At 66.0% G+C, this 13,849-nt stretch carries 9 protein-coding genes; 7 read left to right on the top strand and 2 right to left on the bottom strand.

Annotated elements, in window-relative coordinates; genetic code table 11:
- The first annotated feature begins 39 nt into the window (after positions 1-39).
- On the top strand, positions 40-417 hold the full coding sequence (gene rplL / locus AHIS1636_RS09675) for a 50S ribosomal protein L7/L12 (RefSeq protein ID WP_264795619.1): 378 nt from the start codon (positions 40-42) through the stop codon (positions 415-417).
- An 83-nt stretch (positions 418-500) separates the two neighbouring features.
- Here the strand turns inward: rplL and AHIS1636_RS09670 are convergent, their stop codons facing one another.
- A complete protein-coding gene (locus tag AHIS1636_RS09670) occupies positions 501-977 on the bottom strand; it encodes an aminoacyl-tRNA deacylase (protein WP_264795618.1) in 477 nt (158 codons plus the stop codon).
- A gap of 15 nt (positions 978-992) precedes the next feature.
- Complete coding sequence (locus AHIS1636_RS09665; protein ID WP_264795617.1) at positions 993-2,195, bottom strand: acetyl-CoA C-acetyltransferase; 1,203 nt, start codon at positions 2,193-2,195, stop codon at positions 993-995.
- A gap of 476 nt (positions 2,196-2,671) precedes the next feature.
- Between AHIS1636_RS09665 and rpoB the strand changes: the two genes are divergently transcribed.
- The 6 genes from rpoB (at position 2,672) to pcaG (ending at position 13,847) form a co-directional block, all read left to right on the top strand.
- Positions 2,672-6,190, top strand: coding sequence for a DNA-directed RNA polymerase subunit beta (gene rpoB, locus AHIS1636_RS09660; RefSeq protein ID WP_264795616.1), 3,519 nt, complete (start codon positions 2,672-2,674; stop codon positions 6,188-6,190).
- A gap of 107 nt (positions 6,191-6,297) precedes the next feature.
- Complete coding sequence (locus AHIS1636_RS09655) at positions 6,298-10,188, top strand: DNA-directed RNA polymerase subunit beta' (RefSeq protein ID WP_264795615.1); 3,891 nt, start codon at positions 6,298-6,300, stop codon at positions 10,186-10,188.
- A 75-nt stretch (positions 10,189-10,263) separates the two neighbouring features.
- Positions 10,264-11,079 carry an IclR family transcriptional regulator gene (locus AHIS1636_RS09650; RefSeq protein ID WP_264795614.1) on the top strand — a complete coding sequence of 272 codons (816 nt, stop codon included), beginning with the start codon at positions 10,264-10,266 and terminating at the stop codon, positions 11,077-11,079.
- Positions 11,080-11,129: 50 nt separating this feature from the next.
- On the top strand, positions 11,130-12,326 hold the full coding sequence (locus AHIS1636_RS09645) for a 4-hydroxybenzoate 3-monooxygenase (RefSeq protein WP_262105821.1): 1,197 nt from the start codon (positions 11,130-11,132) through the stop codon (positions 12,324-12,326).
- Between the two features lie 121 nt (positions 12,327-12,447).
- Positions 12,448-13,275: a protocatechuate 3,4-dioxygenase subunit beta gene (pcaH, locus tag AHIS1636_RS09640; protein WP_373875814.1), complete on the top strand. Its 828-nt coding sequence runs from the start codon at positions 12,448-12,450 to the stop codon at positions 13,273-13,275.
- On the top strand, positions 13,275-13,847 hold the full coding sequence (pcaG, locus tag AHIS1636_RS09635) for a protocatechuate 3,4-dioxygenase subunit alpha (RefSeq protein ID WP_264795613.1): 573 nt from the start codon (positions 13,275-13,277) through the stop codon (positions 13,845-13,847). The genes pcaH and pcaG overlap by 1 nt, the downstream gene beginning before the upstream one ends.
- Positions 13,848-13,849 lie beyond the last annotated feature (2 nt).

Below are 13,849 nucleotides of genomic sequence, written 5' to 3'. Positions count from 1 at the left end.
CCGAAGCGCTGAACACCACTTACAGGAAGGACGCCTACCATGGCGAAGCTCACCAACGAAGAGCTCATCGAAGCTTTCAAGGAACTGTCCATCATCGAGCTGTCCGATTTCGTCAAGCTCTTCGAAGAGACCTTTGATGTTACCGCTGCTGCCGTTGCCGTTGCGGGCCCGGCCGCCGGTGGCGCCGCTGAGGCCGCCGAAGAGAAGACCGAATTCGACGTCATCCTCGAGGCTGCCGGCGACAAGAAGATCGCAGTGATCAAGGAAGTTCGTGCCCTGACTTCCCTGGGCCTGAAGGAAGCCAAGGACCTCGTCGACGGCGCTCCGAAGCCGGTCCTCGAAGGCGCCAACAAGGAAGCCGCCGAGAAGGCCAAGGAAGCCCTCGAAGCTGCCGGTGCTACCGTCACCGTCAAGTAAGTTCCTTAGCTTCACGCAGAAGAGCCCCGCACTGTTGTGCGGGGCTCTTCTGCTGTTTCCGGGCTGCACGCCCGGTCCGCCGGTCAGGCCGGCTCGCTGATATCGGCGGTGGTGGCGCCGAGGGCGTCGATCAGCGCATCGGCCTGGAGGAAGGCCGAGTGGCCGTGGTCCCCGGCGCCCATCGAGATGCGCCGCCCCGCGATCGCCGCGTCGGCGAAGACGGGCCAGGCCGTCGTGCTGCCCAGCGGCGTGATGGTCCCGCGCGGGTAGCCGGTGGCTTCGAAGGCGACGTCCGCCGGCGGCAGCGAGAGCTTGTTGACGCCCAGCAGGGCCCTCAGCTTGGGCCAGGAAATCTGCCGGTCGCCCGGGACCAGGACGAACAGGAACGAACCGTCCTTGTGCTTGACGACCAGCGACTTGACGATGTCCGCGGGCCGGATGCCCAGCAGTTCCGCCGCTTCCGCGAGGCTCCGCGCCGGCGGACGCGGTACAACCTCGACGTCGAGGCCTCGTTGCTCCGCGTCCGCCAGGAAGCGTTCCATCCCGGTCTCTTCGGGCATGTGCCCTCCTGGTCCCTAGTCCCGGTAGAGCAGCAGGGCTTCGCCCTGTCCGCCGCCGCCGCACAGGGACACCGCCGCCTTGCCCGTGCCGCGCCGCTGCAGCTCGAGCGCGGCATGCAGCGCTAGGCGTGCGCCGGAAGCCCCGATGGGATGGCCCAGCGCGATGGCGCCGCCGTGCAGGTTGCACTTCTCCGCGGGGTAGTCCAGGTCCTTCAGCGACTGCACGGCGACGGAACCGAACGCTTCGTTGATCTCGATGAAATCCAGGTCCGCGGTGGTCCAGCCGGCCCGCTTCAGGGCCTGTGAGATCGCGTTCGACGGCTGCGAATGCAGTGATGTGTCCGGGCCCGCCACCTGTCCGGGCTTGCCCACAACCGCCAGCCAAGGCAGTCCGTTGTCTTCGGCATATCCGCGGGAGGTGACAACGACGGCGGCGGCGCCGTCGGAGAGCGGGGAGGAGTTTCCGGCGGTGATGGTTCCGTCCTTCGCGAAGGCCGGCCGCAACGGGGCCAGTGTCTCCACCGTGGTCTGCGGCCGCACGCCCTCGTCCCGCGTGAGCACCAGGTCGTCGCCCTTGCGCTGCGGCACGGTGACCGGAACGATCTCGCCGTCGAAAATCCCGGCCTCGGCCGCGGCGGCGGCCCGCTGGTGCGAGGCGGCGGCGACTTCGTCCTGGGCTTCGCGGCCGATGCCGAGCTCCGCGTTCCGCCGCTCGGTGGAAGAGCCCATGGACTCATGGTCGAAGGCATCGGTGAGGCCGTCGTGGGCCACCGAGTCGATGAGGTTGACGCTGCCGTAGGTGAAGCCCTGGCGCGAGCCGGGAAGCACGTGGGGCCCGTTGGTCATCGACTCCTGGCCGCCGGCGACGACGACGCTGGCCTCGCCGCTGCGGATCAGCCGGGCGGCGTCGGTGATGGCGGCGAGCCCGGAAAGGCAGACCTTGTTGATGGTCACCGTCGGGACGTTCCAGCCGATCCCGGCCGCGATGGCGCTCTGGCGCGCGGGGTTCTGGCCGGCCCCGGCCTGGACGACCTGCCCCATGATGACCGCGTCCACCGCGTCCGGCGAGACACCCGCGCGTTCCAAGGCGCCGGCAATCGCCTTGCCGCCGAGTTCGACCGCGCTGAAGGCGGCCAGCTGCCCCTTGAGGCGCCCGAGGGGAGTGCGTGCGCCGCCCAGAATGACGACGTCGTTCCGGTCCGTTTGGTTCTCTGACACTGCCGTTTGCTCGCTTTCGTCCTTGAAATTGCGGTTGCACAAAGGCTACAGTTAGCTGGCGCCGGAAATCGACGCGTTCCCATAGAATGGAACACGGCGGACCGAAGCGTTGTTCCAAGCTGATGCCGGGGGAGAGGCACGCACGCTCGGGCCGGCCCGCTGGTCCGGGGTTGGCGTCGGTTGGGCGTCAATCGCCGACACACCGGAGGAAGACCGTTGCGGCCGAAGCATCCTCCGGCTATTCTGCCGTCCGCTGGACAATCACAAAACCGCGGCGTAGAATAATTATTTGCGTCTTCCCTCTTAACCTTCGGCCTTCATATAGCGGTGGGCATTGCCACGCCTTCCTGTATTTAACAGGAATCCGGCGTGGGCTTGGATCATATAGCGGATCCGGTCAGGTTGTACCGGCACTTCGGTGTGCCGGAAGTGAGGAGGCGCGTACAAGCCTGAAGGTCTGTGGAAGGATCCCTCTCTTGGTCGCCTCGAGCACCTCTAATACTGATACCGCTAACAGCCTGCTGGACGCCTCGTCGAACGATGGAGCCACCCGCAGGATCTCATTCGCTAAGATTCACGAACCGCTGGATGTCCCCAACCTCCTTGCCCTTCAGACGGACAGCTTCGATTGGCTGGTCGGCAATGAGCGCTGGAAGGCGCGGGTCAAGAAGGCCCAGGAAGAAAACAACCAGGGCGTAGCGACGACCTCCGGTCTGTCCGACATCTTCGAAGAGATCTCCCCGATCGAGGACTTCCAGGGCACCATGTCCCTGAGCTTCTCCGAGCCGGAATTTGCCGATCCCAAGTACACGATGGCGGAGTGCAAGGACCGCGACGCCACCTTCTCCGCTCCGCTGTATGTCAAGGCGGAGTTCATGAACAACAACACGGGCGAGATCAAGCAGCAGACCGTGTTCATGGGCGACTTCCCGTTGATGACCGAGAAGGGCACCTTCGTCATCAACGGCACCGAGCGTGTCGTCGTCTCCCAGCTGGTCCGTTCTCCGGGCGCCTACTTCGAGCGCACCGCGGACAAGACCAGCGACAAGGACATCTTCACCGCGAAGATCATCCCCTCCCGCGGCGCCTGGTTCGAGCTCGAGATCGACAAGCGCGACCAGGTCGGCGTCCGCCTCGACCGCAAGCGCAAGCAGTCCGTCACCGTGCTGCTGAAGGCCCTGGGCTGGACCGAAGGCCAGATCCTGGAGACCTTCGGCGAGTACGATTCCATCCGCGCCACCCTGGAAAAGGACACCACCGAAACCCAGGAAGACGCACTCCTGGACATCTACCGCAAGCTCCGTCCGGGGGAGCCGCCGACGGTCGACGCTGCACGTTCCCTGCTGGAGAACCTGTACTTCAACCCGAAGCGTTACGACCTGGCCAAGGTCGGCCGGTACAAGATCAACCGCAAGCTCGGCGTCGAAACGCCGCTGGATGATCCGAACGCCTCGGTCCTGAACCTGGACGACATCGTCGCCATGATCAAGTTCCTGGTCGCGCTGCACGCCGGCGAGAAGGCCATCCCGGGCAAGCGGGACGGCGAGGACCACGAGATCCGCGTCGAGGTCGACGACATCGACCACTTCGGCAACCGCCGCATCCGCGCGGTCGGCGAGCTGATCGAGAACCAGGTCCGCACCGGCCTGTCCCGCATGGAGCGCGTGGTCCGCGAGCGGATGACCACCCAGGACGTGGAGGCCATCACTCCGCAGACCCTGATCAACATCCGCCCGGTCGTGGCAGCCATCAAGGAGTTCTTCGGAACTTCCCAGCTGTCGCAGTTCATGGACCAGAACAACCCGCTGGCCGGCCTGACCCACAAGCGCCGCCTGTCCGCGCTCGGCCCGGGCGGCCTGTCCCGCGACCGCGCCGGCATGGAGGTCCGTGACGTCCACCCGTCGCACTACGGCCGCATGTGCCCGATCGAGACCCCTGAAGGCCCGAACATCGGCCTGATCGGCTCGCTCGCCTCCTACGGCCGCATCAACGCGTTCGGCTTCATCGAGACGCCGTACCGCAAGGTCGTCGACGGCCTGGTCACGGACCAGATCGACTACCTGACCGCGGATGACGAGATCGAGTGCGTGATCGCCCAGGCGAACGCGCCGCTGGACGAGGGCAACCGCTTCGCCGAAGAGCTCGTGCTGGTTCGCCAGCGCGGCGGCGAGGGCGAGCCGGTCCTGATCGAGGCCACGGACGTGGACTACATGGACGTTTCCCCGCGCCAGATGGTGTCCGTGGCGACCGCCCTGATTCCGTTCCTGGAGCATGACGACGCCAACCGCGCGCTCATGGGCGCCAACATGCAGCGCCAGGCCGTGCCGCTGCTGCGCTCGGAGGCACCGCTGGTCGGTACCGGCATGGAGCGCTACGCGGCGGTCGACGCCGGGGACTCCGTCGTGGCCGCCAAGGCCGGCGTGGTCACCGAGGTGTCCGCCGACCTGGTCACCGTCCTGAACGACGACGGAACCGAGACGCACTACCCGATCATGAAGTTCGCCCGTTCGAACCAGGGCAACGCGTACAACCAGCGCGTCCTGGTGGCCGAGGGCCAGCGGCTCGAGCTCGGCAGCATCATCGCCGACGGTCCCTCCACGGACCAGGGCGAACTGGCACTGGGCAAGAACATGCTGGTGGCCTTCATGTCCTGGGAAGGGCACAACTACGAGGATGCCATCATCCTGAGCCAGCGCATCGTCTCCGACGACGTGCTGACCTCCATCCACATCGAGGAGCACGAGGTCGACGCCCGCGACACCAAGCTTGGTGCCGAGGAGATCACCCGCGACATCCCGAACGTGAGCGAGGAAGTGCTCTCCCAGCTGGACGAGCGCGGCATCATCCACATCGGTGCCGAGGTCGAGGCCGGCGACATCCTGGTGGGCCGCGTGACCCCCAAGGGCGAAACCGAACTCACCCCGGAAGAGCGCCTGCTGCGCGCGATCTTCGGCGAGAAGTCCCGCGAAGTCCGCGACACGTCCCTGAAGGTGCCCCACGGCGAGTCCGGCACCGTCATCGGCGTGCGCATCTTCGACCGCGACAACGACGACGAGCTGCCCCCGGGCGTGAACCAGCTGGTCCGCGTCTACGTTGCCCAGAAGCGCAAGATCACGGACGGCGACAAGCTCGCCGGCCGCCACGGCAACAAGGGCGTCATCTCCAAGATCCTGCCGGTCGAGGACATGCCGTTCCTCGAGGACGGTACCCCGGTGGACATCGTCCTGAACCCGTTGGGTGTTCCGGGCCGCATGAACGTCGGCCAGGTGCTGGAAATCCACCTCGGGTGGGTCGCCAAGCAGGGCTGGAACATCGAGGGCGATCCGGAGTGGGTCAAGAACCTGCCGAACCTGCCGCGCCAGTCGGGTTCGACGACGGTTGCCACGCCGGTGTTCGACGGTGCCAGCGAGCACGAGATCACCGGGCTGCTGGCCTCGACCAACGTCACCCGCGACGGCGACCGCCTGATCGGTTCCTCCGGCAAGGCCCGGCTGTTCGACGGCCGCTCCGGCGAGCCGTTCCCGGACCCCATCTCGGTGGGCTACATGTACATCCTGAAGCTGCACCACCTGGTGGACGACAAGATCCACGCCCGTTCCACCGGACCGTACTCCATGATCACCCAGCAGCCGCTGGGCGGTAAGGCACAGTTCGGCGGCCAGCGCTTCGGTGAAATGGAAGTGTGGGCCCTCGAGGCCTACGGTGCCGCGTACACCCTGCAGGAACTGCTGACCATCAAGTCCGACGATATCCACGGCCGCGTGAAGGTCTACGAGGCCATCGTCAAGGGCGAGAACATCCCCGAGCCGGGTGTTCCCGAGTCCTTCAAGGTCTTGATTAAGGAAATGCAGTCGCTGTGCCTGAACGTGGAAGTGCTCTCCACGGACGGCACCACGATTGAAATGCGTGACTCGGATGAAGAAGTCTTCCGGGCCGCGGAAGAGCTGGGCATCGACCTGTCGCGGGCCGAGCCGAGCTCTGTAGAAGAGGTCTAACGACGCAGCGGTGGCCGGCGCCGACAAGCCGGCCGCCCGCCGTCGTACCTCTTTCCGTACCCGTCAAAGACATTCAGATCTAGAGAACAAGAGAGAACAGGGACCATATGTCCAGCGAATCCTCCTTCGGCCTCATGCGAATCGGCCTTGCCACCGCGGAAGAAATCCGCGACTGGTCTTACGGTGAGGTCAAGAAGCCGGAAACCATCAACTACCGCACGCTCAAGCCCGAGAAGGACGGCCTCTTCTGCGAGAAGATCTTCGGCCCGTCCCGCGACTGGGAATGCTACTGCGGCAAGTACAAGCGCGTGCGCTTCAAGGGCATCATCTGTGAGCGCTGCGGCGTCGAGGTCACCCGCGCCAAGGTCCGCCGCGAGCGCATGGGCCACATCGAACTGGCCGCTCCGGTCACGCACATCTGGTACTTCAAGGGTGTTCCTTCCCGCCTCGGCTACCTGCTGGACCTGGCGCCGAAGGACCTCGAGAAGGTCATCTACTTCGCTGCCTACATGATCACCAGCGTGGACGAGGAACGCCGCCACGAGGAACTGCCGAACCTGCAGGTTGAGCACGACCTGGAGAAGAAGCAGCTGGCCGACACCCGCGACTCCGACATCGCGGCGATCGCCCGCGACCTCGAGGACGAGCTTGCCCGCCTCGAAGGCGAAGGCGCCAAGGCCGCCGACAAGAAGAAGGCCCGCGATTCCGCGGACCGCCAGATGGCCAACGTGCGCAAGCGCGCCGATGCGGACATCGACCGCCTCGAGCAGGTCTGGGACCGCTTCAAGAACCTCAAGGTCGCCGACCTCGAGGGCGACGAGGGCCTCTACCGCGAGCTGCGCGACCGCTACGGCCTGTACTTCGAGGGCTCGATGGGCGCCGAGGCGATCAAGAAGCGCCTGGAGACCTTCGACCTGGCCGCAGAGGCCGAGTCGCTGCGCGACGTCATCAAGAACGGCAAGGGGCAGCGCAAGACCCGTGCGCTCAAGCGCCTCAAGGTCGTCAACGCGTTCCTGACCACCACCAACAGCCCGCTGGGCATGGTGCTGGACGCCGTCCCGGTGATCCCGCCGGAACTGCGCCCGATGGTCCAGCTGGACGGCGGCCGCTTCGCGACCTCCGACCTGAACGACCTGTACCGCCGTGTGATCAACCGCAACAACCGCCTGAAGCGCCTGCTGGATCTCGGTGCGCCCGAGATCATCGTGAACAACGAAAAGCGCATGCTGCAGGAAGCGGTCGACTCGCTGTTCGACAACGGCCGCCGCGGCCGTCCGGTCACCGGACCGGGCAACCGTCCGCTCAAGTCGCTCTCCGACATGCTCAAGGGCAAGCAGGGCCGGTTCCGCCAGAACCTGCTGGGCAAGCGCGTCGACTACTCGGGCCGTTCCGTGATCGTCGTCGGTCCGCAGCTGAAGCTGCACCAGTGCGGCCTGCCGAAGCAGATGGCGCTGGAGCTCTTCAAGCCGTTCGTCATGAAGCGGCTGGTGGACCTCAACCACGCCCAGAACATCAAGAGCGCCAAGCGGATGGTGGAGCGTTACCGTCCGCAGGTCTGGGACGTGCTGGAAGAGATCATCACCGAACACCCGGTGCTGCTCAACCGTGCACCAACCCTGCACCGCCTCGGCATCCAGGCCTTCGAGCCGCAGCTCGTTGAAGGCAAGGCACTCCAGCTGCACCCGCTGGTCTGCGGCGCGTTCAACGCGGACTTCGACGGCGACCAGATGGCCGTGCACCTGCCGCTCAGCCCGGAGGCCCAGGCCGAGGCCCGCATCCTGATGCTGTCCTCGAACAACATCCTGAAGCCGTCCGACGGCCGTCCGGTCACCCTGCCCTCGCAGGATATGATCATCGGCCTGCACCACCTGACCACTAAGCGCGAAGGTGCCGCCGGCGAAGGCCGCGTGTTCGGCAGCCCGGCGGAGGCCATCATGGCCCACGACGCGGGCGAGCTGCACCTGAACGCGGTCGTCAAGATTCGTGTCCCGGGCTTCGTTCCGGGCCCGGACCAGGCGGCTCCGGAAGGCTGGGAAGAAGGACAGCCGGCGCTGATCGAAACCTCGCTCGGACAGGTGCTCTTCAACGAGACCCTGCCTGAGGACTACCCCTGGGTGGAGAAGGTTGCGGACAAGGGCCAGCTCTCGTCGATCGTCAACGATCTGGCCGAGCGCTACCCGAAGGTCGTCACCGCGGCCACGCTGGACAACCTCAAGGACGCCGGTTTCTACTGGGCGACCCGTTCCGGCGTGACCGTCGCTATCTCCGACATCGCCGCACCTGCCGAGAAGCCCGCCATCATGGAAGGCTACGAGGCTCAGGCTGCCAAGGTCGAGTCCCAGTACGGCAAGGGCCTGATCGCCGACGACGAGCGGCGCCAGGAACTGATCGACATCTGGAACAAGGCCACCAACGAGGTTGCCGACGCGATGCGCAAGAGCCTGACCAAGGAGAACACCATCAACCGCATGGTGTCCTCCGGTGCCCGTGGTAACTGGCTGCAGGTCCGCCAGATCGCCGGTATCCGCGGCCTGGTGGCAAACCCGAAGGGTGAAATCATCCCGCGTCCGATCAAGTCCTCCTACCGCGAGGGCCTGTCGGTGCTGGAGTACTTCATCGCGACGCACGGTGCCCGTAAGGGCCTGGCCGATACCGCGCTGCGTACCGCCAACTCGGGTTACCTGACCCGACGCCTGGTGGACGTGTCGCAGGACGTCATCGTCCGTGAAGAGGACTGCGGCACCGAGCGCGGCCTGAACACGCCGATTGCCACCGTGGACTCGAACGGCGAGCTGCACCGGCACGAGGACGTGGAGAACTCGGCGTACGCACGTACCCTTGCGGTCGACGTCGTCGACTCCGATGGCAACGTGCTGGCCGCCGCCGGTTCGGACGTCGGAGACGTGCTGATCGACCAGCTGATCAACGCCGGTGTCACCGAGGTCAAGATCCGCTCCGTGCTCACCTGTGAGTCCGCCGTCGGTACCTGTGCGCTCTGCTACGGCCGTTCGCTGGCCACCGGCAAGACCGTGGACATCGGCGAGGCCGTCGGCATCATTGCCGCACAGTCCATCGGCGAGCCGGGCACCCAGCTGACCATGCGTACCTTCCACACCGGTGGTGTAGCCTCCGCGGGCGATATCACCCAGGGTCTGCCGCGTATCCAGGAGCTCTTCGAGGCCCGTACCCCGAAGGGTGTGGCTCCGATGTCCGAGGTTGCCGGCCGCGTGTCCATCGAGGACGGCGAGCGCCAGATGCGCATCATCGTCACTCCGGACGACGGATCCGAGGAAGTCGCCTACCCGGTGCTGCGCCGTGCACGGCTGCTGGTCGAAGACGGCCAGCACGTCAACGTCGGCGACCAGCTGGTGGTCGGTGCCAAGGACCCGAAGCAGGTGCTGCGTATCCTCGGCCCGCGCCAGGCGCAGAAGTTCCTGGTGGACGAGGTCCAGAGCGTGTACCGCAGCCAGGGCGTCGGCATCCACGACAAGCACGTGGAGGTCATCGTCCGGCAGATGCTGCGCCGCATCACCGTCATCGAGTCCGGCGAGACGGACCTGCTGCCGGGTGAGCTCGCCGAGCGCAGCCGCTTCCAGGCCGAGAACCGCAAGGCTGTGTCCGAAGGCAAGACCCCGGCCAACGGCCGTGACGAGCTGATGGGCATCACCAAGGCATCGCTGGCGACCGAGTCCTGGTTGTCCGCGGCTTCCTTCCAGGAGACCACCCGGGTCCTGACCCAGGCGGCCATGGAAGGCAAGTCCGACCCGCTGCTGGGCCTGAAGGAGAACGTGATCATCGGTAAGCTGATCCCGGCCGGCACCGGCCTGGAGCGGTACAACAATGTCACGGTCGAGCCGACCGAGGAGGCCAAGGCCAACCTCTTCACAGGCCCGAGCGCCTTCAGCGACTTCGATTACCCCGGAGTCGACGGCGGCCTGACGCCCGAGTTCCATGCCATCCCGCTGGATGACTACGACATGGGCGGCGACTACCGCTAAAGATCCGGCAGCGCCCCCTGCACCCGCACCGCGGGAGCAGGGGGCGCTGCCGCGTTAACGTGAGAACCTAGGCATATGGCCAATTCGCGTTCCGGGGATTCGATGCTGGAACGGTTCGTCCGGATCCTGAGCTCCTTCGACGCCACGAAGTCCTCCATGACCGTGGCGAGCCTCTCGCGCCGTGCCGACGTCCCGCTGGCCACCGCCTACCGCCTCGTGGACGAGATGGCCCGGCACGAGCTGCTGAGCAAGGAACCTAACGGCCAGGTCCGGCTGGGGCTGCGGCTCTGGGAGCTGGCCAACCGCAGCTCGCCGGCCGTGGACATGGCGCAGGCCGCGATGCCCTTCATGGAAGACATCCAGTCGGTGGTCCGCCAGCACACCCAGCTGGCCATCCTCAAGGACGACGACGTTCTGGTCATCGAGCGGTTGTCCAGCCGCACGTCCGTGGTCAACCAGGCAAAGATCGCGGGCCGGATGCCCGTGCACCGGACCGCGCTGGGCATGGTCCAGCTGGCATACTCGCCGAACCACGTCCAGGAGTCGTACCTGACCCGGCACCCCGAGGCCGTGGCCAGCGTGGACGCCGTCTCCTTCGACTTCCGCCGCCACCTGGTGGAAATCCGCAAACGCGGCTATGCCGCCTTCGACGGGCGGGTGGACACCGATACGACCGGCCTCGCCGTGCCCGTCCTCGGGCGAAGCGGGCACGCCATCGCTGCGATCGGCGTCGTCCTGCCGCTCGGCTTCGAAAACCTGCAGTCGCTCGTGCCGGTGCTGATGGCCGGAGCCCGCGGGATTGCCCGCGCGGTAGGGGAGATCCCGAGCGGAACAGAAGCGCCGCCGTCGCAATTCCCATTGAATGAGATTGGGAAGGCGGACCGCTTGTAGGCTCAGTCACACTGGATCAAAGTCCTCCCCTGATCCACTGAAGGAGCATTATGAGCGCGAACGCGCAGATCATCAAGACGCAGGTCGGCATCGTCGGCGGCGGCCCCGCCGGCCTCATGCTGTCCCACCTGCTGGCGAAGTCCGGCATCGAGAACATCGTGGTGGAGAAGCGCGACCACGAGACGATCCGCACTACCCACCGGGCCGGGATCCTTGAGGCCGGCTCCGTCAAGATGCTCACCGACACCGGTGTCAACGGCCGCGTCCTGACCGAAGGCATGGAGCACGAGGGCATCGACCTGCGCTTCAACGGCGAATCGCACCGCCTTAACTTCCCGGATCTCGTCGGCGCGACCGTCACGCTCTACCCGCAGAACGAGGTCTTCGTCGACCTGGCCGCGGCCCGCAAGCGCGACGGCGGCGACGTCCGCTACTCGGTCACCGACACCGAGGTGCTGGACATGACCACGGACACCCCGAAGATCCGCTTCACTGACTCCGAGGGCCAGCTCTTCGAAATCCACTGCGAGATCCTCGTGGGCGCCGACGGCTCGCAGGGCATCTGCAAGTGGGCCATCCCGCAGGAGTACCGTACGGACAACTTCATCGAGTACCCGTTCGCTTGGTTCGGCATCCTCACCGAGGCCCCGAAGAGCTCCGACGAACTGATCTACGCAAACTCGCCGCACGGCTTCGCACTGATCTCGCAGCGCAGCGAGACCGTCCAGCGCATGTACTTCCAGGCCGACCCCAACGAGGACGCCTCGAAGTGGACCGAGGACCAGATCTGGGACGAACTGCAGAAGCGCGTGGACGGCCCGGACGGCTTCCAGCTCAAGCGCGGCCCGATCTTCGAGCAGATGATCCTGAAGTTCCGTTCCTACGTCTGCGAGCCGATGCGCTACGGCAACATGTTCCTGGCGGGCGACGCCGGACACACCGTTCCGCCGACCGGCGCCAAGGGCCTGAACCTCGCCCTGGCCGACGTCAAGGTCCTCTTCGAGGCCATCGACTCGTACTACAGCACCAAGTCCAAGGAACTGCTCGACGGCTACAGCGACCGCGCCCTGAAGCGCGTGTGGAAGGCCCAGAACTTCTCCTACTGGATGACCAACATGCTGCACACCCGTAAGGACGCCAACCCCTTCGAGGTCAAGCGCGCGCTGGGCGAGCTGCAGACCGTGGTCAGCTCGCGTTACGGCCAGCAGTACCTGGCCGAGTCCTACACCGGCTGGCCGCACAGCTAGCACCAGGTTCCGTCGATTGGACCCGCGGGCGGCCACAGCCGGCCGCCCGCGGGTCCGATCCGCGATCTACGATTTATCTGCGTCCATCCACGTTCCAAGCAACGCAAGAAAGGAGTTCTCGATGAGCACCGAAATGCAGTCGGAAAGTTTCGAGAACAGCCATGTACTGGATCCTGCCGCCACCGCGGACTCGCAGGAGACCATTAACAAGGAAATCAACGACATCCACGCGGCGTACCGCAAGAGCGTCGAGGACGGCGGCGCGGAGGAGACGCAGCCGCGGATCGACTTCGCGCCGTACCGCTCTTCGCTGCTGCGCCACCCCACCAAGGACCTGCACCACACGGACCCGGAGACCATTGAACTCTGGTCCCCGGCCTTCGGCCACCGCGACGTGCACGCGCTGGAAGCCGACCTGACCATCCAGCACAACGGCGAACCGCTGGGCGAGCGCATCGTGGTCCAGGGCAAGGTGCTCGACGGCGACGGCCGCCCGGTCCGCAACCAGCTCGTCGAGATCTGGCAGGCCAACGCCGCCGGCCGCTACGTGCACAAGCGCGACCAGCACCCGGCCCCGATCGACCCGAACTTCACCGGCGTCGGCCGCTGCATTACCGGCGACGACGGCTCCTACCGGTTCACCACAATCAAGCCGGCCCCGTACCCGTGGAAGAACCACCACAACGCCTGGCGCCCGGCCCACATCCACTTCTCCCTGTTCGGCACGGACTTCACGCAGCGCATGATCACCCAGATGTACTTCCCGGGCGATCCGCTGTTTTCGCTGGACCCGATCTACCAGTCAATCACGGACCAGAAGGCCCGCGACCGCCTCGTGGCCACCTACGACCACAGCATCACCAGCCATGAATGGAACACCGGCTACAACTGGGACATCGTGCTCACCGGCAGCAACCGGACCTGGATGGAAGACGAGGACGCAGAATAATGACTGAGGCAACCACCAAGCTTGTCGCCACCCCGGGCCAGACCATCGGCCCGTTCTACGGCTACGCTCTGCCCTTCGAGAAGGGCCACGAACTGGTGCACCGCGCCCACCCGGGCTCCATCCGGCTGCACGGCGTCGTGAGCGACGGCCACGGCGAACCGATCCCGGACTCCATGCTGGAGATCTGGCAGGCGGACGAGCACGGCAAGATCTCCCGCAAGGACGGCTCGCTGGTGCGCGACGACCACACCTTCACCGGCTGGGGCCGCGTCGCCGTCGACAACGTCGGCCACTACACCTTCACCACCGTCAACCCGGGTCCCACCGAAGAGGGCAAGGCGCCGTTCATCCTGCTGACGGTGTTCGCCCGCGGCCTGCTGAACCGGCTGTTCACCCGCATCTACCTGCCGGAGGACACCGAGGCCCTGGCGAACGACCCGCTGCTGTCCTCGCTGCCCGAGGACCGGCGCCGGACGCTGATCGCCACCCGTGAGGAGAACGGCGACCTCCGCTTCGACATCCGGCTGCAGGGCAATAACGAGACGGTCTTCCTGAGCTACCCGGGAGCCTAATT

It is taken from the genome of Arthrobacter mangrovi, assembly GCF_026011795.1.
GTDB lineage: Bacteria > Actinomycetota > Actinomycetes > Actinomycetales > Micrococcaceae > Crystallibacter > Crystallibacter mangrovi.
Note: the sequence above shows the minus strand (reverse complement) of the source record. Positions and strands in the feature narration are given on the sequence as shown.

What these genes read in the sequence shown, in the direction of transcription:
- rplL (WP_264795619.1), top strand. Translation starts at nt 40, where the DNA reads ATGGCGAAGCTCACCAACGAAGAGCTCATCGAAGCTTTCAAGGAACTG.
- AHIS1636_RS09670 (WP_264795618.1), bottom strand. Translation starts at nt 977, where the DNA reads ATGCCCGAAGAGACCGGGATGGAACGCTTCCTGGCGGACGCGGAGCAA.
- AHIS1636_RS09645 (WP_262105821.1), top strand. Translation starts at nt 11,130, where the DNA reads ATGAGCGCGAACGCGCAGATCATCAAGACGCAGGTCGGCATCGTCGGC.
- AHIS1636_RS09650 (WP_264795614.1), top strand. Translation starts at nt 10,264, where the DNA reads ATGGCCAATTCGCGTTCCGGGGATTCGATGCTGGAACGGTTCGTCCGG.
- AHIS1636_RS09655 (WP_264795615.1), top strand. Translation starts at nt 6,298, where the DNA reads ATGTCCAGCGAATCCTCCTTCGGCCTCATGCGAATCGGCCTTGCCACC.
- pcaG (WP_264795613.1), top strand. Translation starts at nt 13,275, where the DNA reads ATGACTGAGGCAACCACCAAGCTTGTCGCCACCCCGGGCCAGACCATC.
- pcaH (WP_373875814.1), top strand. Translation starts at nt 12,448, where the DNA reads ATGAGCACCGAAATGCAGTCGGAAAGTTTCGAGAACAGCCATGTACTG.